The sequence below is a fragment of the Thalassolituus sp. UBA3500 genome (assembly GCF_002377545.1).
Classification (GTDB): Bacteria; Pseudomonadota; Gammaproteobacteria; order Pseudomonadales; family Oceanobacteraceae; genus Thalassolituus.
This window is the reverse complement of record NZ_DFQB01000005.1, coordinates 14,120-35,934: the sequence shown is the minus strand read 5'-3', so window position 1 is coordinate 35,934 and position 21,815 is coordinate 14,120. Positions and strand designations below refer to the sequence as shown.

General features: G+C 52.2%; 15 protein-coding genes. 1 reads left to right on the top strand and 14 read right to left on the bottom strand.

The annotated features are described in order from the left end of the window. Positions 1-209: 209 nt before the first annotated feature. Entirely contained in the window at positions 210-1,580 is a 1,371-nt protein-coding gene (gene radA / locus B2R29_RS02240; RefSeq protein ID WP_301179594.1) for a DNA repair protein RadA, read from the top strand. A 20-nt stretch (positions 1,581-1,600) separates the two neighbouring features. Here radA and B2R29_RS02235 read toward each other — a convergent pair whose 3' ends face one another. From B2R29_RS02235 to pilQ, 14 genes are all read right to left on the bottom strand, one after another. Next, positions 1,601-1,981 (bottom strand): Na+/H+ antiporter subunit G, encoded by a 381-nt coding sequence (locus tag B2R29_RS02235; protein WP_374047327.1) that lies wholly within the window; start codon positions 1,979-1,981, stop codon positions 1,601-1,603. After that, positions 1,974-2,243 (bottom strand): K+/H+ antiporter subunit F, encoded by a 270-nt coding sequence (locus tag B2R29_RS02230; RefSeq protein WP_076517879.1) that lies wholly within the window; start codon positions 2,241-2,243, stop codon positions 1,974-1,976. The genes B2R29_RS02235 and B2R29_RS02230 overlap by 8 nt, the downstream gene beginning before the upstream one ends. After that, on the bottom strand, positions 2,237-2,722 hold the full coding sequence (locus B2R29_RS02225; protein ID WP_301179593.1) for a Na+/H+ antiporter subunit E: 486 nt from the start codon (positions 2,720-2,722) through the stop codon (positions 2,237-2,239). The genes B2R29_RS02230 and B2R29_RS02225 overlap by 7 nt, the downstream gene beginning before the upstream one ends. Then, a complete protein-coding gene (locus tag B2R29_RS02220; RefSeq protein WP_301179637.1) occupies positions 2,722-4,227 on the bottom strand; it encodes a monovalent cation/H+ antiporter subunit D in 1,506 nt (501 codons plus the stop codon). The genes B2R29_RS02225 and B2R29_RS02220 overlap by 1 nt, the downstream gene beginning before the upstream one ends. Then, positions 4,227-4,643, bottom strand: coding sequence for a Na+/H+ antiporter subunit C (locus B2R29_RS02215; RefSeq protein WP_301179592.1), 417 nt, complete (start codon positions 4,641-4,643; stop codon positions 4,227-4,229). Before B2R29_RS02215 ends, B2R29_RS02220 begins: the two co-directional genes overlap by 1 nt. After that, positions 4,643-7,444 (bottom strand): monovalent cation/H+ antiporter subunit A, encoded by a 2,802-nt coding sequence (locus B2R29_RS02210; RefSeq protein WP_301179591.1) that lies wholly within the window; start codon positions 7,442-7,444, stop codon positions 4,643-4,645. Before B2R29_RS02210 ends, B2R29_RS02215 begins: the two co-directional genes overlap by 1 nt. Positions 7,445-7,595: 151 nt before the next feature. Further along, the gene (gene hemE / locus B2R29_RS02205) at positions 7,596-8,660 is read right to left on the bottom strand and encodes a uroporphyrinogen decarboxylase (protein ID WP_301179590.1); all 1,065 of its coding nucleotides are present in this window, start codon (positions 8,658-8,660) and stop codon (positions 7,596-7,598) included. Between the two features lie 86 nt (positions 8,661-8,746). Beyond that, a complete protein-coding gene (locus tag B2R29_RS02200) occupies positions 8,747-10,360 on the bottom strand; it encodes a hypothetical protein (RefSeq protein WP_301179589.1) in 1,614 nt (537 codons plus the stop codon). Positions 10,361-10,522: 162 nt separating this feature from the next. Then, complete coding sequence (locus B2R29_RS02195) at positions 10,523-11,941, bottom strand: FAD-dependent oxidoreductase (protein ID WP_297533096.1); 1,419 nt, start codon at positions 11,939-11,941, stop codon at positions 10,523-10,525. Between the two features lie 30 nt (positions 11,942-11,971). Beyond that, on the bottom strand, positions 11,972-16,423 hold the full coding sequence (gene gltB, locus B2R29_RS02190) for a glutamate synthase large subunit (RefSeq protein ID WP_301179588.1): 4,452 nt from the start codon (positions 16,421-16,423) through the stop codon (positions 11,972-11,974). A 175-nt stretch (positions 16,424-16,598) separates the two neighbouring features. Then, positions 16,599-18,095, bottom strand: coding sequence for an AAA family ATPase (locus B2R29_RS02185; RefSeq protein ID WP_301179587.1), 1,497 nt, complete (start codon positions 18,093-18,095; stop codon positions 16,599-16,601). 20 nt (positions 18,096-18,115) lie between these two features. Then, positions 18,116-19,201: a 3-dehydroquinate synthase gene (aroB, locus tag B2R29_RS02180; RefSeq protein WP_301179636.1), complete on the bottom strand. Its 1,086-nt coding sequence runs from the start codon at positions 19,199-19,201 to the stop codon at positions 18,116-18,118. Beyond that, positions 19,201-19,719 (bottom strand): shikimate kinase AroK, encoded by a 519-nt coding sequence (aroK, locus tag B2R29_RS02175; protein ID WP_301179586.1) that lies wholly within the window; start codon positions 19,717-19,719, stop codon positions 19,201-19,203. Before aroK ends, aroB begins: the two co-directional genes overlap by 1 nt. Further along, complete coding sequence (gene pilQ / locus B2R29_RS02170; protein WP_301179585.1) at positions 19,716-21,815, bottom strand: type IV pilus secretin PilQ; 2,100 nt, start codon at positions 21,813-21,815, stop codon at positions 19,716-19,718. The genes aroK and pilQ overlap by 4 nt, the downstream gene beginning before the upstream one ends.

The following is a 21,815-nucleotide window of genomic DNA, read 5'->3' as shown; positions in this document are numbered from 1 at the left end:
GCCTACAGGGACGTATTTACGGCGGGCCATCGAACCCTGCTTTTATTAACAGCGCATTCGCAATATTTCTACTCCATAGACAGTCCCCTGCAGTCCATACATTCGCTAAAACCGCAACACCGTGGTATCTGGTTCGAGTATGTCGAAGATACACTCAAATACGAGTACACTTTTGAACACTATCCAGTACGAGAAACAGCGAACGCTACATGGCCAAAAAGAAAACCGCCTACGTCTGCAATGAATGCGGCGCCGATCACAGCAAATGGCAAGGCCAGTGTGCCGGTTGCGGGCAGTGGAATACCCTGCAGGAATTTGTCGTAGCTTCAGCGAAAACCGCTGCAAGAGATACCCGGTTCAGTGGTTATGCCGGCGATGCCGGAACGAGCGATGTCATCAAACTCGCCGACGTCGATCTCGCCGAACTACCACGGTTCAGTTCCGGAATGCAGGAGTTCGACCGGGTGTTAGGGGGCGGCCTGGTGCCAGGCTCTGCGATTCTTATTGGTGGCCATCCGGGCGCGGGTAAATCGACACTGTTGTTACAGACCCTGTGTTATCTGGCGACGCAGATGCCAGCTATTTACGTTACGGGTGAAGAGAGCCTGCAACAGGTAGCGCTGCGGGCAAACCGACTTGGCTTGCCAACGGATCAATTACAGATGCTGAGTGAAACCAATGTCGAACGACTGACCAATGTATTGCAGCAGCATAAACCTCGTATTGTCGTGATCGACTCCATTCAGGTGATGCATGTGGATGGTATTGAGTCGGCACCAGGCAGTGTTTCTCAGGTCCGTGAAAGCGCAGCCTATCTGACCCGGTTTGCCAAACAGACCGGCACAGTTCTGTTTCTTGTCGGCCATGTCACCAAAGACGGTTCTCTGGCTGGCCCGAAAGTATTGGAACATATGATCGACTGCTCGATCATGCTCGAAGGCTCAGGCGACAGCCGCTATCGTGTTTTGCGGGGCATTAAAAATCGTTTTGGCGCGATTAACGAGCTGGGTGTTTTCGCCATGTTGGAGCGCGGCCTGAAAGAGGTTAAAAACCCAAGCTCGATTTTTCTCAGTCGCGGCGACGAACCTGCCGCTGGCAGTGTCGTGATGGTGATATGGGAAGGCACACGCCCACTGCTGGTCGAAATTCAGGCCTTAGTCGACGACAGCCATTTCGGACACCCGAAGCGGGTGGCGGTTGGTCTGGATCAGAATCGTCTTAACCTGCTGCTCGCAGCATTGCATCGCCATGGCGGTATCCACCTTGGTGATCAGGATGTGTATATCAATGTCGTTGGCGGCGTAAAAGTAAACGAAACAGGAGCAGACCTGGCGCTGTTATTAGCTGCCCTGTCCAGCTTCCGCAATCAACCTCTTGAGCAGGGTCTGATTGTCTTCGGTGAGGTCGGCTTATCCGGAGAAATCCGCCCGGTTCCTTCGGGGCAGGAGCGGATTAAAGAAGCGGCGAAGCATGGTTTTACGCGGGCGATTGTGCCAAAAGCGAATGTGCCTAAGCAGCCGGTTGCTGGGATGGAGGTCATTGGCGTTGATAAACTTCAGGAAGCCATCGAACGCCTGTAAGAAGACTCCGTAACCCAGGCTTAGTCGTCCCGGTCGTTAATGCCTCTACGTTCTGCTGCCCGCTCTGCTTCCTCTTCATTGCGAGTGCCGTCTGCCATAGGTCGGCGGCGATGAATCGCTGCTTTGCCCATCATATAGGCAGACACAGGAGCGGTCAGAAATAAGAAAATACTGATCACTAACTCATGGATGTGCAGGCTTTCTTCCTGCACGCTGAACCAAACCAGCGACCCGAGCAGAGTCGCTCCCATGCCGAGCGTAGATGCTTTTGTCGGTGCATGGAGGCGTGTGTAAAAATCAGGCAGCTTTGCCAACCCCCACGAACCTACGAGCATAAACAACGCGCCACCAATCAGGAGTGCAGCGACAAGATAATCACTATATACAGGCAGATTATTCAATGATGTCACCCCGCAACAGGTATTTGGCGACGGCCGAGGTGCTGACAAAACCGAGCATAGCGATCAGCAGAGCACCTTCGAAATAAAGAGCGGTCCCGTAGTACAGGCCCAGCAGAATAATCAGAGCAATACTGTTGATGTACAGCGTATCCAAAGCAAGGATTCGGTCTGTAATATCTGGCCCCTTAATCAAGCGCCAAAGGCAGAAAAGCATCGCCAGTCCAATCATCCCGGTACAGATCATGATGACATTACTCAGCATCCGAATATCTCCTTCAGCGGCTGTTCGTAACGGCGGAATATAAATGCCTGAAGTTCTTTCTCGTCCTCAAGGTGGAGAACGTGGATATATAGACACGTGCGGTCTTCTGAAAACTCGACGCTTACCGTTCCTGGAGTCAGTGACACAGAGCTTGCCAGCACGGTCACGGGGAACGGCTCCGTCATGGATAATGGATAAGCCAGCCAACCGGGCTTGAGATAACGATTCGGCAACACGACCCTACGAGCCACATCAAGATTAGCGACTACGATGTCATATAACAGGCGCAGCGAGTACGTCATCATTGCTAAAGGCTTTTTCACCGGCGCATGACCGCGAACATATGGATACGTAATAATTGGAATCAGCAACGCCAGGATGACAGCCAGCAATAACTGTCCGTACGAGAAGCCATTTAATAGAAGCCAGACGGCTATCAGCATGACTGAGTGCCATGGCATTGGCAGCAAGCGCTTCATTATGGCTGCCCTCCATTCAGGTAATTCAACGTCACACCCGTATGCAGATCCTGGGCTGCTCGCAGTGACCATTCAGTCAGAGGCCCAGCACCAATAACCAGGACCAGAGTAGTAGCGACCAGTAGACCAGCCGCCACGAGGTGGACGTTACTCAGCTTCTCTTTGGCTTCTGGAACGACAGAACCCTGCGTTCTCCAGAACAGAGTGGTTCCCGCACGTGACAACGCGATTAGTGCCGCCAGACCAGAGATCAGTACAATTGGCCATACCCAGATAGCGTCTCCGCTATCAATGGCAGCCTGAAGGATAAAGACTTTACCTAAGAAGCCCGAGAACGGAGGCAAGCCAATCATGGCCATCGCCGTGACGGCAAAAAGAACGCCGGTGAAGATTGGATAAAGCAGTGGGCGGGAACGAACGAAGCGATCTTCCGCCTGTCCGCGCTGCATGAGAATCAAACCAGCCACCAGAAAGAACGCCCCACTCATCAAAGTACTGTGCAAGGTGTAGTACAGGCCTGCCGCAACCGATTGAGTCGTCCCCATGGCTACGGTCATCAACAGCGTACCGACGGATATAATAATCAAATTAGCGATCAACCAACGTAATGTCTGACTTGCCAGTGCTCCTATGGCCCCGGCCAGTACCGTCAGTCCGGACAACCAGGACAGCGGGACAACGCCAAGGTCAGATAACTCACCGCTGTCGTGCCCAAACACAACGCTGTGAATCCGCCACAGGCTGTACACGCCCACCTTGGTCATAACGGCGAATAAAGCAGCAACCGGCACCGATGTCGTGCTGTATGTTCTTGGTAGCCAGAAGTGGAGTGGTAACAGTGCCGCTTTCACGCCGAAAACAACCATCAATAAAAGCCCACCAGCCTGTGCGAGCGGTACACTCTCTTCAGGCAATTCAGGCGCTCGCAATGCCATGTCCGGAATATTCAGAGTACCAAAGGCTCTGTAGAGCAAGGCCAACGCGATCAGGAAGAAGGCTGAACCTATCAGGTTGTAGAGTACATAATGCTGAGCTGCACGAGTTCTTTCACGGCCACCTCCGTGTATCAACAAAGAGTACGAGGCGATCAGAAGGATCTCGAAAAAAACGAAGAGGTTAAAGGCATCGGCCGTCAGGAAGGCGCCATTCAATCCCATCAACTGGAACATAAACAGAGGATGGAAAAAACGCCCCGTTTTATCCTCACCGCCACACGCATAAAGATGTGTACAGAGAGCCAGAACAGACGTAACCACCAACATAAACGCCGCGAGCGGATCGGCGAGTAGATAAATACCAAACGGTGCTTCCCAGTCACCCATAGCATAGCCGATAGGGCCATCTGCCAGCGTCTTGAACAGCGTCAGCATAGACACCGCCACCAGCATCAAGAGTGCAAATTGAGCAACCAGACGCTGCAGATGCAGGCGTTTGTTAAACCACGGATACAGAATCAGAATTGCCGCGAAAAATGGTAGAAGCACAGGAAGTGCCGGCAAATGCATCACCTTGTCTTACCTCCGGTGTTTTTCGCAGTGCTGCTGACAGGGTTTTGTCGCATTTTTCCCTGTGACTCTTTGTTCGCCAGAGAATCCCCCGGCAAGGCACGACCATCCACCTGATCATTGCCCAGGTCCGCACGAGCACGGATTGCAAGAATCAGAGCAAAGGCCGTCATTGCAAAACCGATAACGATCGCAGTCAGGACGAGCGCCTGTGGCAGCGGATCTGAGTATTCAGCACCATCCGCCAGAATGGCTGGCTTATGCAGCGCGAGCCCACCGCTTGCAAACAAAAACAGGTTTACAGCGTAAGACATCAGTGTGAGACCAATAACAACCGCAAAGGTGTGGCCCCGCAACATCAGAAAGACTGAACAAGTCACCATCACGCCGACAGTAACTGCAAAAATCAACTCCATCAGGATCTCCTTCCAGGCCGCGTGGGTCGGTCTGTCGTCGTCAACTTACCGAGGTTGGCAAGAATCGACAACGTTGCACCAATGACCGTCAGATAAACACCAAGATCAAACGCCATTGCGCTGGCTAACTCAAACTTACCTACCAATGGCAGGTAGAAATAATCAAACCAGGATGTCAGGAACGGACGCTCAAAGAACCAGCTTCCGACACCAGAGGCGAAGGCGATAAATAGCCCCCAGACGATAAACCATTGAAACTTAAGATCACCGCGATCACGCATCCAAACAACACCGTTTGCCACATATTGCTGAATCAGGGCAATCGCCGTGATCAGACCTGCGATGAAACCGCCACCGGGAAGATTATGCCCACGCAGGAAAATATAGGCAGACACCAGTAGAGCAAGAGGGAGCAGGCTCTGAGATATCTGCATCAACATAAGCGGGTGGCTGTCTTTCGACCATGGCCGACCGTCCATATCCGCAGCAGGTACGAACAGGCGTACACCCGCCAGCAATTTGTAGATACCGATCGCTGCAATCGCCAGTACGGTAATTTCACCAAAGGTATCGAAGCCACGGAAATCGACCAGAATGACGTTAACAACATTGGTACCACCACCGCCGGTTTTCGCGTTGGCCGTGAAGAAGCTACTGATACTGTCAAACGGACGCGTCAGCATGGCATAGGTCAACGTTCCCACAATGGCACCTGCTGCCGTAGCAATACCCATGTCGCGAACAATGCGCCCGGGTGAAAGGTGATTAAGGCTGACTTTCTGCGGAAGAAAATAAAGCGCTAGCAAGAAAAGGATAATGGTCGCAACCTCAACAGACAGCTGCGTCAGCGCGAGGTCCGGGGCTGAGAACCAGGCAAATGCGACAGAAACCACCAAGCCAACAACTGAAATAGTCACCAGCGCCAGAAGGCGTTGATGGCTAAGCATCGCCGTCGCCACAGAGGCAACAATCATAAGCAGAGCACCACCCAGAGCCACCATGTCCAGTTCGGTTACTTCCAGGCTTCCGCGTGCATGAGGAATGTTCACCATAGGGACACTCATCGCAGCGATTGCCATCAGCAACAACCACAGCGCGTAACGCTGGAAGCTACCGTTGTCGAGCCACAACTGTACCGAGCGTGCGCGCTCAACCAGCGTCTGAATCATATGTTCAAAGGCCAGCTTAGGGTCAACCTCGGTAAAGCGAGCCTGGAAATTAAACATATGGCGACGCTGACGATAAAGAGCGACACCGCCCAGCACAGCGAGGAAGCTCATCAGAAGCGGAATATTGAAGCCATGCCAGATAGAAATACTAAACTCAGGAACGCCTGCCGGCATCAGTGAAGCACCGACGGCAACCAGCAGGTCACCAACAATCAGATCTGGCAGAACACCGACCAACAGACATAGAACCACCAAAATCTCGACGGGGACGCGCATGTAACGTGGCGGCTCGTGCGGTGTTTTCTCCAGGCCGATCGGCTCTCCGTTAAAGAATACGTCGTGAACAAAACGAAGTGAGTAGGCAACAGCCAGAGCCCCGCCAAACGTTACCAGCAAAGGAATCAGCCAGGATAGAGAACCGAAGGTTTCCTGATGCAGAGATTCAGCGAACAACATTTCCTTCGACAAGAAGCCATTCAGCAACGGCACACCTGCCATCGATGACGCTGCCACCATAGCCAGGGTTGCGGTATACGGCATGTAACGGAAAAGACCATTGAGTTTGCGCATATCACGCGAACCGGACTCGTGATCAATGATCCCCGCTGCCATAAACAACGATGCCTTAAAAACGGCGTGGTTAATCACGTGAAACATAGCAGCAATGGAAGCCAGCTCGGTATCCAGGCCAAGAAGGAGAGTAATAAGACCCAGGTGACTGATGGTCGAATACGCCAGCAACCCCTTAAGGTCGTGCTTAAACAGAGCGGTGTAAGCCCCTACCAGCAAGGTCGTCAGACCAACCAGGCTCACCAGAGCGAACCACAAGTGCGTATCAGACAATACAGGGTAGAAGCGAGCCATCAGAAAGATGCCCGCCTTCACCATGGTTGCAGAATGCAGATAAGCAGAGACCGGCGTAGGTGCCGCCATCGCTTGTGGTAGCCACGAGTGGAAAGGGAACTGCGCCGACTTGGTAAACGCACCCAGCAGCACCAGAACGACGATGACAGGGTACAGGCTGTGTTCTGCGATCAGGCTGCCGCTGGCCAACACAGTTTGCAGGTCATAACTGCCAACAACTTCGCCAATCAGAATCAGGCCAGCCAGCAAGGCCAGTCCACCAGCACCGGTAATGGTCATCGCCATACGGGCGCCCTTTCGGGCATCGGAACGATGTGACCAATAGCTAATGAGCATAAAGGAGCTGACACTGGTCAGCTCCCAGAAAAACCAGAGCTGAATCAGGTTTGCCGAGAGAACAACACCAAGCATTGCTGTCATAAATAACAGCAGGCTGGCATAAAAACGACCGGCATTATCGGCTTCAGACAAATAGTAGCGAGCGTACAGAATCACCAGCAGACCGATACCAAGGATCAGCAGGCTAAACATCAATGCCAGGCCATCAAGCATGAAGCTTATCTGCAGGGATAACGCTGGTACCCAGTCAAACGTCACGACAGGGTTGTTGCCCGACATAACCTCTGGTGCGAGAGAGACAACTATACCTAAGGCAATAGCAGGCAGAATGGCAGCGCCAAGCGCCATTGTTGATCGTGGGTAACGCCCGAGTAACAGTGACACCAGGCAGCCCAGCAGGGGTAGAAGAGGAACCCAGATGAGGTTCATATTCAGAGAGTCTCCACTCACAGTTGTACAATAAGTGTATCAGCTCCGCACTTTTAAGACAGAAGTGCCATTTGCGAAGTATTGTCAGCTCGAATCACTAACTATAGACGATAAAAAACCCCGACTGACAGGGCTTTTTATCTCCGCGGTCTCAACTGTGGTACTGAGGGCTCAGCTCAACAACAGCTTCAACAAAGGCCTTCGCATGCTCGGGGTCAACAAACTGATGAATGCCGTGCCCCAGGTTAAAGATGTGACCCGAGCCTTGACCATAACTATCGAGAATCCGCTTCACTTCTGCGCGAATAGTCGCTGGCGATGCATACAGCACGGATGGGTCCATATTCCCTTGTAGCGCAACGCGGTTACCTACACGCCCGCGGGCATTGCCAATGTCCGTCGTCCAGTCGAGACCCAGACCATCAGCACCCGTATCGGCCATCAACTCCAGCCACTGACCGCCACCTTTAGTGAACAGAATCACAGGGATCTTATGACCGTCGTGCTCACGAATAAGGCCATCAACAATCTGCTTCATATACTTGAGCGAGAACTCGCGGTAGGCAACGTCACTGAGGCTGCCTCCCCAGGTATCAAAGATCTGAACCGCTTGCGCACCTGCCTTAATCTGACCGTTAAGGTAATCAATCACAGATAACGCTAACTTATTCAGCAATTCATGCATCACTTCTGGCGTGTCGTACATCATGGCCTTTACGTGGCGGAAGTCTTTTGATGATCCGCCCTCAACCATGTAGGTTGCCAGTGTCCATGGGCTGCCTGAGAAACCAATCAAAGGAACGCGACCATTCAGCTCGCTGCGAATGGTAGAGACTGCCTTCAGTACGTAATCCAGGTCCGCTTCTGTATTTGCAACCGGAAGGTCAGCAACATCCTGCTCTGTGCGCACGACCTTCTTGAAGCGAGGCCCCTCGCCGGTCTCAAAATACAGACCCAACCCCATGGCATCCGGAATGGTCAGGATATCGGAAAACAGAATCGCAGCATCCAGCGGAAAGCGCTCCAGCGGCTGAATAGTAACTTCGCAAGCCAGCTCAGCATTTTTACAAAGAGACATAAAGTCGCCGGCCTGAGCACGGGTCGCCTTGTATTCAGGCAAGTAGCGCCCTGCCTGACGCATCATCCATATTGGAGTGCGATCGACAGGCTCACGCAATAAGGCACGCAGAAAACGATCGTTTTTAAGCTCAGACATAAAACTTCCGGAGTAATGTAAAAAATTTCAGGCAGGAATAATAACAAAAAACCCGGCGCAGGGCCGGGTTTGTGACATGAGCACAGTTACTGGACGACAGTTAATGAGGCTGCCGTTGTTCCTGAGCTGAGTGAATCGTTGGTTAGCACAACTGCCTGACCAATATCTCCCGAAGAAATTGTGATCGAGCCGTCGGCGTTGGCATTTCGTAGGGAACCTCCAACAGTCCAGCTGTAATCAGCCGCCTCGTAGGTTGCGACAGTCCAGCGAGTCGCGGGGTAAAGGCTGGTTACATCAGACAGACTTACTGAGCCTGCCGGTATATACCCGTTTTTCGGCCCTGCAATTTCGACCACTGGTTCAGTCTCAGGAAACAGTAAAAAGCTACCATCGCTCAGGTCGATATCTGTCGTAAGAGCGTAGTTGTAGCCATCGGACTCACTCTGAAAGATCGCTTCATGCGTACCATCACGCTCAAACATGGCATATCGAACGAGATACTGGTTATCAAGCAACATACGCTCATCAAACGCCGCTTCCTGTGCCGCAATCACTTGCGATGCGAAATCGAACGATGTCAGCGAATTAGTACTGATAACCTCAGTAGCCAGCTCAGCGATCCCTGCCGCTGGTTCAACTCCCGACTCGGCTACTGAAACGTAGATCAGAGGTTTACCGATGCTCAAAGTATCTGAGTTTTGACTTTCTGTCTCTCCATCCGCCTGGTCGTCTGTTGCTCCACTGCCATCGTCTTCTACAAACTGAAGAAGCGACTGCCAATTCAGCGCCTGTAACGCATCTTCCTTATTAAATGCCTGGGTGTTCGTGTTCGCTCCGGCAGATACCAGAACAACATTCGATACCCTTACACCTGTCAGCTGGTAAGCTGTATTTCCAAAGAAGGAGCCGTTATAAGTATAGCCTTCAGTGAGATCATCGAGGTCATCTGTAAACAGATCAATATCAGCTGATACGCCACCACTACCAGTACCGACGTAACGACCTACAGCCGTGACGATTGCTTCATACGTTGCAGAACTCGCCCCGCGGTCGCCCCAGGTTGCCGGCAAAGCATCAAGGGCAGCATTTAACGTGGCGGCATCGGTAGTGAAGTCAGCAACTAACGCATCTACACCATCACCAGCGTCAGCATACGCGACCAGTGTATATTGCTGTTGCGCTATGATCGGATTGCTGCTCGCCTGTGCAGCTGCAATGTAATCTTTTACTTCATTTACCAGAGCACTGACGGACACTCCTGCAGCCGCACTATTACTCGCACTGGTATCCAGGACAATTGCGGTACGAAGATCAACGGGAAGACCGATAATCTTTTGCATCATAAGGCCTTGCTCTGCGGCAGACACCGGTTCGCCGTCAACTGTAACCACATAATTGGTGATATCGGGATTTTCTAATGGAGCCAGCGTTTCAGCGTGAACGGGAGAAATAACAAACCCGTGTATCAGAGGACTGAACCACACTCCGGCGAATACGTCACTCTCGTCCGTATAGCCCTCACCAGTAATATAGAACTGCAGTGGATAGTACGAAGAAGTAGCTGCACTGACTTCACTCCCACCATCATCTCCACTGCCGGAGTCGGACTCTTCATCAGCGGGTACGACCGGATCGCCACCGCCACAGCCAGCCAGCAACCCAGCCATCAACGCGGTAAGATAAAAACGATACATACTCATGGTGCAGCTCCATCTGGATTCAGTCAGAAAGGTATATCAAATCACTGGCCAGCATACCCTGCTTGCCATTTTAGCTCTAGCGCAAAAAAAGAAAACGCGACCGAAGTCGCGTTTTCTGGCGCAGTCGGTCACGTCCGACGGCTATGTCATGCAGGTACAGAATCAGACATCGAGATAATCGAGAATGCCTTCTGCTGCCTGGCGACCTTCGTAGATCGCAGTCACGACGAGGTCTGAACCACGAACCATATCGCCGCCGGCGAACACTTTCGGGTTAGACGTCTGGTGTTTGAACTCCTGCTCTTCTGGTGCAACCACACCGTCCCAGCTGTTCAGTTCGATACCAAAGTCCTTGAACCAAGGAGCAGGACTTGGACGGAAACCAAAAGCAACCAATACCGCATCTGCTGGCAGAATCTCTTCAGAACCTTCAACTACCTCAGGACGACGACGACCGTTTTCGTCTGGCTCACCCATCTTGGTCGTCACAACCTTCACGCCTTCAACCTTGTCCTCACCAACGATGGCGACAGGCTGACGGTTGAACAGGAAGTTAACGCCTTCTTCGCGCGCGTTAACTACCTCTCGCTTAGAGCCCGGCATGTTTTCTTCGTCACGACGGTAGGCACAGGTCACAGTGTCTGCACCCTGACGGATAGAAGTACGGTTACAGTCCATCGCGGTGTCACCACCACCCAGAACAACCACTTTCTTACCCTTCATACTGACGAAGTCTGCAGCGTCTTTCTCGAAACCGAGGTTTCGATTCACGTTAGAGATCAGGAAATCCAGTGCGTCATGAACGCCTGGCAGATCTTCACCCGGGAAGCCGCCCTTCATGTAGTTGTAGGTACCCATCCCCAGGAAAACAGCATCGAATTCGTCGACGATGTTCTGGAATTCAATATCTTTACCCACTTCCGTGTTCAGACGGAACTCAACGCCCATACCTTCGAACACTTCACGACGGTTAGACATCACGGTCTTCTCGAGCTTGAACTCTGGAATACCGAAGGTCAGCAGACCGCCGATTTCGGGGTACTTATCGAAGACAACCGGAGTGACTCCGTTACGCACCAGAATATCGGCAGCACCCAGACCCGCAGGGCCTGCACCGATAATCGCAACGCGCTTACCAGTTGGCTTCACATCCGACATGTCTGGGCGCCAGCCCATAGCGAAGGCGGTATCAGTAATATATTTCTCAACATTACCAATGGTCACAGCACCAAAGCCATCATTCAGCGTACACGATCCCTCACACAGACGATCCTGAGGACAAACGCGGCCACAGACCTCTGGCAGTGTATTGGTCGCATGGCTCAGCTCTACCGCTTCCATGATGTTGCCTTCACTGGCCAGTTTCAGCCAGTTAGGAATGTAGTTGTGTACTGGGCACTTCCACTCACAGTATGGGTTACCGCAGGCCAGACAACGATGTGACTGGTCGGTCACCTCTTCCTGCTGGAAGGGCTCGTAAATTTCAACGAACTGCGCCTTACGGACGTCGATCGCTTTCTTGGATGGGTCCTGCCGACCCACATCCACAAACTGGAAATTATTGTTCAGACGTTGTGTCATCTCGAACCTCTCTCTCTCGTCCCGGACCAATTACTCAGGACGAGCACGGGTACTGTTCAGCAGTTGTTGTAAGTCAGCCGCTTTCGGCTTAACCAGCCAGAATTTACCAATGAAGCCATCAAAGTCATTCAGAATCTGCTGGCCCCACTCGCTTCCGGTCTCTTCCACGAACTCACGAATCACGCTACGCAGGTGGTTGCGATGACCTTCAGTCTCTTCATTACTGATGCGGTGAATATCCACCAGTTCATGGTTGTACTTATCAACAAACGTATTGTCGCGGTCGAGTACGTAAGCGAAACCGCCCGTCATACCCGCGCCGAAGTTATAGCCAGTCTCGCCAAGCACACAGATCATACCGCCGGTCATATACTCACAGCAGTGGTCACCAGCACCTTCAACCACGGCGTGAACGCCGGAGTTACGCACACCGAAACGCTCACCAGCGCGGCCTGCCGCCAGCAGCTTACCGCCGGTTGCACCGTACAGACAGGTGTTACCTACAATAGAGGTGTCGTTGGTCTTGAAGGTAGAACCTTGAGGCGGACGGATAACCAGCTTACCGCCAGTCATACCCTTACCGACATAGTCGTTCGCATCGCCTTCAAGAACCATCTCCAGGCCGCCAGCGTTCCATACACCGAACGACTGTCCAGCAATACCGGTCAAGTTCAGGCGGATTGGCGCGTTAGCCATGCCTTGGTTACCGTGGCGTTTGGCGATTTCACCAGACAGGCGAGCACCAACAGAACGGTCACAGTTGGTGATGTGGAAGCTGAACTCACCGCCTGCTTTGTTTTCAATCGCAGACAGAGTTTCTTCAACCATACGCTCCGCCAGCAGACCTTCGTCATAAGGCTTGTTGCGCTCAACTTTCACCGTGTGCGGCTTGTCGGCCGGAATCAGGTCACTGCCCAGCAGCGGTGACAGATCCAGATGACGCTGCTTCTCGGTCTTGCCTTCCAGAACTTCCAGCAGATCTGTACGACCTACCAGCTCTTCCATGGAGCGAACACCGACTTTTGCCATCCAGCCACGAACTTCTTCAGCTACAAAGCGGAAGTAATTCACGACCATCTCTTTGGTGCCGATGTAGTGCTTCTCACGCAGATCATCGTTCTGCGTGGCAACACCGGTCGCACAGTTGTTCAGGTGACAGATACGCAGGTATTTACAGCCCACAGCAACCATTGGCAGCGTGCCGAAACCGAAGGATTCAGCACCCAGAATCGCCGCTTTCACCACGTCGAGACCAGATTTCAGACCACCATCGGTCTGAACACGTACGTTGCCACGCAGGTCATTGCCACGCAGCGCCTGGTGCGCTTCGGACAGACCCAGCTCCCAAGGAGAACCCGCGTACTTAATAGACGTCAGCGGAGACGCTGCCGTGCCACCGTCGTAACCAGAGATGGTGATCAGGTCGGCGTAGGCCTTGGCCACACCCGCTGCGATCGTGCCAACACCCGGTTCAGATACCAGTTTCACCGATACCAGTGCAGTTGGGTTCACCTGCTTCAGGTCATAGATCAGCTGCGCCAGATCTTCGATCGAATAAATATCGTGATGTGGTGGTGGAGAAATCAGCGTCACGCCTGGTACTGAGTAACGCAGGGTCGCGATCAGCTGGTTAACTTTACCACCTGGCAGCTGGCCACCTTCGCCCGGCTTCGCGCCTTGAGCCACCTTAATCTGCAGCACTTCAGCGCTGGACAGGTAGTGAGGAGTCACACCGAAACGACCGGAAGCGATCTGCTTAATTTTAGAGTTACGTGTCGTGCCGTAACGCAGTGGGTCTTCGCCGCCTTCACCCGAGTTCGAGCGACCACCCAGTTCGTTCATTGCCATCGCCAGTGCTTCATGGGCTTCTGGAGACAGAGCCCCCAGAGACATCGCCGCTGTATCAAAGCGAGGGAAGATTTTCTCAGCCGGTTCCACTTCAGAGATATCAATTGACTGGATATCTTTGCGGAAGGTCAGCATGTCGCGGATCGTTGCGACAGGACGCTTATTTACCAGCTCGGCGAAACGGTCATAGGCCGCTTGCGAGTTAGTCTGGACTGCTTCCTGAATGTTCTTAACCACATCTGGGTTGTACGCGTGGTATTCGCCACCGTGAACATATTTCAGCAGACCGCCTTGTTCGATCTGTTTACGTGCTTTCCAGGCAACCTTGTTGATGACCATCAGGTCTTCTTCAAAGTCGGTGAAGCTCGCGCCTTCAATACGGCTGGTCACGCCGCAGAAACACAGATCAACGATGTCTTTGCTCAGACCAATGGCTTCAAACAGCTGAGAGCCACGGTATGAAGTGATGGTCGAGATACCCATCTTAGACATCACTTTCAGCAGCCCCTTACGAATCGCCTTGCGGTAGTTCGCCTGAGATTTCAGTGGGTCACCCAGAACTTCACCGCTGCGGTGCAGGTCGGTGAGGATGTCGTACGCAAGCCATGGGTAAACAGCAGTCGCACCAAAGCCCAGCAAGACAGCAAAGTGGTGTGCGTCACGAGCCGAACCGGTTTCAACCACGATGTTACCGTTGGTACGCAGGCCTTTCTGACTCAGACGGTGGTGTACCGCACCAGTCGCCATTGGCGCTGGGATCAGAGACTGACCTTCAGCCACGTCACGGTCACTCAAAATCAGGATTACGTCACCGTTGCGGATCGCTGCTTCGGCTTTGTCAGCCAGAGCCACGATGGCATCTTTCAACGATGTGCCCGCCGGGTAAGCCATCGACAAGGTATTCGTGCGGAATTCATCACGGCCAGTGTCTTTAAGACCAACAAACTTCAGTGGCGACAGCACTGGAGAGGTCAGAATCACACGATTAGCGTGGTCTGGCGTCTCTTCAAAGACATTCTTCTCTGCACCGATACAGGTTTCCAGCGACATCACGATCGACTCACGTAGTGGATCGATCGGTGGGTTGGTAACCTGAGCAAACATCTGACGGAAGTAGTCAGCCACGTGACGAACACGCTGAGACAGAACCGCCATCGGGGTATCGTCACCCATAGAGCCCGTTGCTTCCTGACCGTCTTCGGCCATTGGACGCAGAACCTGATCGCGCTCTTCTCGGGTCACCAGGTGCAGCTTCTGATGGGTGTTCAATGCGTCGCCTGACAGTGCTTCCTGACCATCGACTTTCTCGAGGTGCAAGCGGCTCTCGATACGCAGCGCATTTTCTTTCAGCCACTGCTTGTATGGCTGAGAGGTTTTCATCATGGTGTCGATATCATCGGTACGCAGCAGCTTACCTTCTTTAGTATCGATCGCCAGAATGTCACCCGGGCCAACACGGCCTTTCGCTACAACATCTTCAGGCTTGTAGTTGTATACGCCCACTTCCGATGCAACAGTAATAAAGTTGTCTTTGGTGATTACCCAACGAGATGGGCGCAGACCATTGCGGTCGAGGCCACATACCGCATAACGGCCGTCAGTAATTACCAGACCTGCAGGACCGTCCCACGGCTCCATGTGCATGGAGTTGTACTCGTAAAATGCACGCAGATCAGAGTCCATGGTTTCGACATTCTGCCAGGCTGGCGGAATCATCATACGGATCGCACGGAAGATATTCATACCGCCCGTCGCCAGCAATTCCAGCATGTTATCCATGGAGGAAGAGTCGGAGCCTGTGGTGTTCACTACCGGAGAGATATCTTCCAGGTTTGGCAGTAGTTCACTGGCAAACTTGCTCGCACGGGCATTAGCCCAGTTGCGGTTACCACGAATGGTGTTGATCTCACCGTTGTGGGCCAGCATGCGGAATGGCTGAGCCAGCGGCCAGCGAGGCATGGTGTTAGTCGAGAAACGCTGATGGAAAACACAAATAGCGGTTTCCAGACGCTCATCACCGAGATCCAGGTAGAAGTTCGGCAAATCGACCGGCATCATCAGGCCTTTGTACGACAGTACACGGTCAGAGAAGCTGGCAATGTAGAAATCAGGGTACTGTTCCAGCGCTTTTTCAGCAAAGCGACGGGCATAGAACAGTTTTACCGACAGGTCGGTATCATCCAGCGTTTCAGCAGGCGCAATAAAGATCTGCTCAAAGCGAGGCAGACAATCTATGGCCATCGGCCCCAGACAGTCATTGCTGGTTGGCACGGTACGCCAACCCAGGACGTTCAGGCCCTGGCCCGCAACCGCCGCTTCAACGGCCGCTTTCTGTTCCGCGTAAACCGCATCGTCCAGATCCATAAACAGCATGCCCACAGCATATTGTTCAGGCAAATCAATGCCTTGTTCCTGGGCGACGGCGCGCAGGAATGAGTCTGGTTTCTGAATCAGCAGACCGCAGCCATCGCCGGTTTTACCGTCCGCAGCAATACCGCCACGGTGTGTCATGCAGGTCAGGGACTCAATAGATGTCTGCAGCAGTTTATGGCTTGGCTCACCTTCAAGATGGGCAAGCAGACCGAAGCCGCAGTTATCCTTAAATTCGCCTGGAGTATACAGACCAGTTCTCATAGAACAGCTCTCACCAATAAATCGTTTAAATATCAAGGGCTTACAATCGAAATGCGATCAAAAAATAAGCGGCCTTGAGACAAAAGGACGCTCATTCTACACATCTGAGGCGGTTGCCACAAATGAACAGAGGAAAGGCCCGGATTGACACACCCGGGAAAAACAGGCTCCAGACTTACCGGATTACCTTCTGCACATCCCCTAAAGGACGAACCCAGGGCGACTGCTTACGCAACGAAGCCGGCATAGCATTTACCGCAGCTCTCGCCTCTGCACGGCTGGAATAGACACCTGACACCACCACGAACCAGTCTTTACCTTTATAGGTTGTCTGGTAACGATACAGTGACCCTGTGATCTGGCTCTGCCACTGGTTACGGAAGGTTTCAGCACCGGAGGAACTGTGCGACCCCAGTAACTGCACGATATACCCTGACTCAGATGCCAACAAGGCCTGTTCGTCAGGAGTGTAAGATGAAGTCCCAATCTTAACCGGCTCAGAGGAGGTGTTCATGGGTTCTGCTGTCGCTTCAACTGGTTGAACTTCAGCCCGGGAAACAGGCGTAGCATCAGAGCCTGTATCTGGCACCGATTCAGGCGCACCAGAGACGACCCTCCCCTCCGGCTGGATATCGGAACCCGACAGTGCCGTCACATCAGAACTTGCTGCAACACGACTTTCTGCCTCGACAACGGCCCTGTCTGGAAGCGCCAATGTATCACTACTGTCTGCCTCGGGTTGCGCCTGAGGTTCAACTGAAGCACCGGGATAATTAAAATCTTTCGCGGAGTCGAACTGCGCCTGAATTTCTGGAGACAGCTCATCGTCGGTTGATGAGGCTCCCCACTGGTAGATAAACACCATTGCAATAGCAGTCACGACACCGGCAATAGCGAGAATATTGCGCACAGGAAAACCACCCGCCGGCGAACTGGAGACTGCACGCGTTGCCGAAGACAGTATTTGTTCGCCTTGACGAAGGGCTGGTCCCGGCAAGCATCCAGAATCCATCATGATATCTGCGAGTTCTTTATCCCCGAACGGACAGACCTCTCCGTCACCAAAAACGCTGGCCATAAGCGCCGCGATCTCAGAGTCCGATAACGGCTCAACAGCTAGTACGTGAACCGGAGCCTGTGCAGGTGAATTTCGGAAATGACTTTCATAACCCGGAGCGCCAAACAGGATGACGGAAATCGCCTGTGGCGCCAACAGAGCAAAGTGCGCTATGTCATTCAGATTCTCCGCGTCTAACTGATCAGCCTGATCAATAATCAACAGTAGATTACCGCCGGCCTCACTCCTGTCGATAGCCTCGTTGCGAATAGCTTCACGAGCCTGAGCACCATCGTCGTGAATAGCCGGCATATCCCAGTGAGCGGCGATTGAAGACAGTATTGAGGGCATGCCTAGCATAACGCTTGCGGTTAATAGGAGAGTCTCATCAGGAGCCTCTCTTTGAGCCGCGAGGTTATTCGCTATAAACGACTTCCCTGCGCCCTCATAGCCGGTGACGGCTACCAGCAGCTCACTGTAAGAAGCAAGGTGCGACAGGAGCTCGACATGACGTTTCTGAGAATCAAGAAGGCTATGCATAGAGAATGCCTCTTTGCTGGAAGAGTTGTGTGTCACATTCACACCAGAAAGATCCAGATCAAAATCCGTTTCCATAATTCCTCCAGTGGTTATTTTCAGCGGCTCGCGCCATACGCCATCAAGGTTTCTTCAAGCAGGTCCCGGGGAACCTCAGACGTAATATAGGCCTCCCCAATCCCCTTAAGCAAGACCAGTCTGAGTGCACCATCCAGAACTTTCTTATCGACCGCCATGCGACTGATGTAATCATCGCAGGACATATCTCTTGGGCCTTTCACTGGGAGATGTGCCGCTTGCAACAAACGTAAAAGATCGTGCTCATCTTTCTCAGAAAGATAACCCAGCCTTCTGCTCAGGTCTGCTGCCATCATCATCCCAGCGCCAACGGCTTCGCCGTGCAACCACTTACCGTATCCCTGATGCGCCTCAATTGCATGGCCAAAGGTGTGCCCAAGATTGAGTGTTGCACGGATTCCGCCCTCTCGCTCATCCTGAGCGACTACCGACGCTTTATTCTCACAAGATCGATAAATGGCTTCAGCAAGCGATTCATCATCACCAGACATCAGGCCGGCTACGTTATCCTGCAACCATGCATAAAATTCAGAATCGGAGATCAACCCATACTTAATCACTTCGGCCATGCCTGCAGCCATTTCACGGAGAGGCAGCGTTTCTAACGTATCGGTATCAGCAATCACAGCCTGCGGCTGATGGAAAGCACCGATCATATTCTTACCGAGAGCATGATTGACGGCAGTCTTGCCGCCCACAGATGAGTCAACCTGCGAGAGCAAGGTGGTGGGAACCTGAATAAAGTTAACACCTCGCTGGTAGGTCGCCGCTGCAAAACCAGTCATATCACCAATAACTCCACCGCCTAGCGCAATAAGAGTCGTTGTTCTGTTGTGACGACGATCCAGCAGCTCGTCAAAAATCATATTCAGGGTATCGAGATCTTTGTACTTTTCACCATCTGGCAAAATAACGGTGTCGACCTGATAATCCGTCAGTGCGGACATTACGTCATCGAGATAGATAGGAGCGACGGTCTCATTGGTGACAATAAGTACCTGCCGACCCTTAATATGGGGACTATACAGCTCTTTATTCCGCAGAAGGCCAGGGCCGATGTAAATAGGGTAACTACGATCGCCAAGATCTACGGTTAGGGTCTGCATCATTCACCTTTTAAACGTTTTTTGAGTTCCTGAATTACCCATCGAGGGTTTCGCTGATCCGTCTCAATAATAATATCGGCAACAGAACGATAGAGCGGATCACGCTCTGCAAACAGCTTGCGCAGCACCGCTTCTGGATCGGCAGTCTGGAGGAGTGGACGATTACGGTCGCGGGCAGTTCTGGCCAACTGCTGATCAACAGACGTACAGAGATAAATAACTGTTCCTCTGGAAGCAAGATGCTGGCGATTTTCACTCCGCAATACAGCACCACCACCCGTGGAGAGAACAATGCCTTTCTGCTGAGTCAGTTCATCAATGACTGATTCTTCGCGCTCGCGAAAACCCAACTCCCCTTCTTTATCAAAGATCCAGGGAATGTCCGCGCCACAGCGTTCCTCAATCACCTTATCTGAGTCAAAAAACTCGTATTTAAGTTCCTGTGAAAGCATGCGGCCAATGGTGCTTTTTCCAGCACCCATCGGCCCGATAAGAAATACAGACTGTGTCATTTTCAACGTGCTGAGAGCGTTTCCTTAACCAGTCGAGGAGTAATAAACACAAGAAGTTCGCTCTTCTCTTCCTGCTCACTGGTACGGCGGAAAAGCGCACCAATGAGAGGCAGATCGCCAAAGAATGGCGTCTTGGATACCTGTCGAATCTCCTCTGAACGGAAAATACCACCAAGGACAATCGTCTCACCATTTTCAACCAGCACCTGAGTTTCCACCGCGTTGGTATCAATCGCAGGGCCTGCGTCGGTCAACTCACCAACCGAATCCTGATTAATAACCAGATCCATAATAATACGATCGTCAGGTGTGATCTGTGGTGTCACCTCAAGGCGTAACACTGCTGACTTAAAGGCAACGTTAGCAGCACCACTTGAACTCGCCTGAAGGTAAGGGATCTCGGTACCCGACTCAATTGATGCGGTCTGGCCATCAGCAGTAATCACACGAGGCTGAGATACAATATCAGCACGCCCCTCGGTTTCGATCGCTGAAAGCTCGAGATCAAGTAGGAAATCTGCAGTCTGGTACCCCAAAGCGAACGTAGTTGCTGAGGCATCTGTTACACCAAAATCCACAATATCAGAAGCTTCAAGATCGATAGTCTGATCACTGGTGCCCGTAGTCGCCCGGTCAAACAAGATTTGATTAGTCTCTTCCAATGTTGTTTTAGTACCGCCGAAGGTAGTCCAGTTATCTCCGTTATCCTTATAACTTGCACCACCCCACTGCACGCCCAACTCTTCACCGACATTAGTTGTGGCAATAACGATACGAGCCTCGATCAGTACCTGACGCACAGGCACATCCAGCATTTGCAGGGCTTCTCTGACTTTTTCCAGGTTTTTCGAACTGTCTTTCATGAGCAAAGTGTTCGTACGACTATCGACGACAGCGGTCCCACGCTCAGATAGCAAGCCCTGTTCAGACGTCAGAAGCTCTGCCAGGTCAGTGGCCTTAGCGTACTTCAGTTGCATGTACTCAGTTACCAGCGGAGCTAACTCTTCAACCTGGCGCACAGCTTCAAGTTCAACTTTTTCTCGCGCTGCGATTTCTTCGGCTGGGGCAATGAGCAGGACAGACCCCATCTGACGCTGACCAAGCCCCTTAGTTTTCAGCACGAGATCCAGCGCCTGATCCCAAGGTACATTTTGCAAACGCAGAGTAATGTTGCCACCGACAGAGTCTGACGCCACCAGGTTCATACCTGTAAAGTCAGCGATCAGCTGCAAAACAGCTCGCACCTCAATATCCTGAAAGTTCAGGGACAGCTTTTCACCCGTGAACGGGAATTGTTTTTCAGCTACCGCCTCTTCACTTTCTGGTGGCTCAGAAACGTTGATCGACAGTAGTTTGTCTGTTTGATAGGCGAGGTATTCGAATTCTGAAGACAAAGGTTCAATTACGATCCTCGCGTTACCCGCCTCAACAGTGGCGTCGACGTATTTGACTGGCGTCGCAAAATCGGTGACGTCGAGTCGACGACTCAACGCATCAGGCAGCGATGCACCGTCAATATCTGCGATGATTTTCGAGCCTTCTCTACGAATATTGGCTGCAGCACTGTCATCGCTCAGTGTAATCTGAACCTGACCTTCACCCTGGTTACCACGGCGAAAATCGACATTCACGATTTTAACGCCAGAGCCGGGCTGAACAACATCACCCATTGCATTAACCTGCTGATTACCAGCAAATTTCTCGTTCTCATCAGATTCACCGATCCGAACGAATAAACGATTGCCTTGCACCGACGTTGTGTAATCAACCAATTCATTCAGATTGATTACAAGTCGAGAGCGATCTTTCGCTTCAACGACGGTTGCACTTCTGGCATTACCATTTCCGATATTATGGCGTTTAGTACCCAGAGCGCTATCTACGCCAGGAAGATCCAAAGCAATACGTGCCGGCTTTTCAATGGTGTAGCCACTGACCTCCGGAGGTGTAGAATCAAACACCAGCTCAAGCTGTGTTACATCCCCCGGAGCCGTCGAAAAATTGAGATCCGTCAGAGTCGCCGCCATAACCTCAAACGAGCATAACGCCGACACACAGACGAAAGCTCTACCGAGAGTGCGAATGTTGTTCATGATTTTCAT

Coding starts and splice junctions, on each gene's coding strand:
- radA (WP_301179594.1), top strand. CDS start 210: ATGGCCAAAAAGAAAACCGCCTACGTCTGCAATGAATGCGGCGCCGAT.
- B2R29_RS02230 (WP_076517879.1), bottom strand. CDS start 2,243: ATGCTGAGTAATGTCATCATGATCTGTACCGGGATGATTGGACTGGCG.
- B2R29_RS02225 (WP_301179593.1), bottom strand. CDS start 2,722: ATGAAGCGCTTGCTGCCAATGCCATGGCACTCAGTCATGCTGATAGCC.
- B2R29_RS02220 (WP_301179637.1), bottom strand. CDS start 4,227: ATGCATTTGCCGGCACTTCCTGTGCTTCTACCATTTTTCGCGGCAATT.
- B2R29_RS02215 (WP_301179592.1), bottom strand. CDS start 4,643: ATGGAGTTGATTTTTGCAGTTACTGTCGGCGTGATGGTGACTTGTTCA.
- B2R29_RS02210 (WP_301179591.1), bottom strand. CDS start 7,444: ATGAACCTCATCTGGGTTCCTCTTCTACCCCTGCTGGGCTGCCTGGTG.
- hemE (WP_301179590.1), bottom strand. CDS start 8,660: ATGTCTGAGCTTAAAAACGATCGTTTTCTGCGTGCCTTATTGCGTGAG.
- B2R29_RS02200 (WP_301179589.1), bottom strand. CDS start 10,360: ATGAGTATGTATCGTTTTTATCTTACCGCGTTGATGGCTGGGTTGCTG.
- B2R29_RS02195 (WP_297533096.1), bottom strand. CDS start 11,941: ATGACACAACGTCTGAACAATAATTTCCAGTTTGTGGATGTGGGTCGG.
- gltB (WP_301179588.1), bottom strand. CDS start 16,423: ATGAGAACTGGTCTGTATACTCCAGGCGAATTTAAGGATAACTGCGGC.
- B2R29_RS02185 (WP_301179587.1), bottom strand. CDS start 18,095: ATGGAAACGGATTTTGATCTGGATCTTTCTGGTGTGAATGTGACACAC.
- aroB (WP_301179636.1), bottom strand. CDS start 19,201: ATGCAGACCCTAACCGTAGATCTTGGCGATCGTAGTTACCCTATTTAC.
- pilQ (WP_301179585.1), bottom strand. CDS start 21,815: ATGAAAATCATGAACAACATTCGCACTCTCGGTAGAGCTTTCGTCTGT.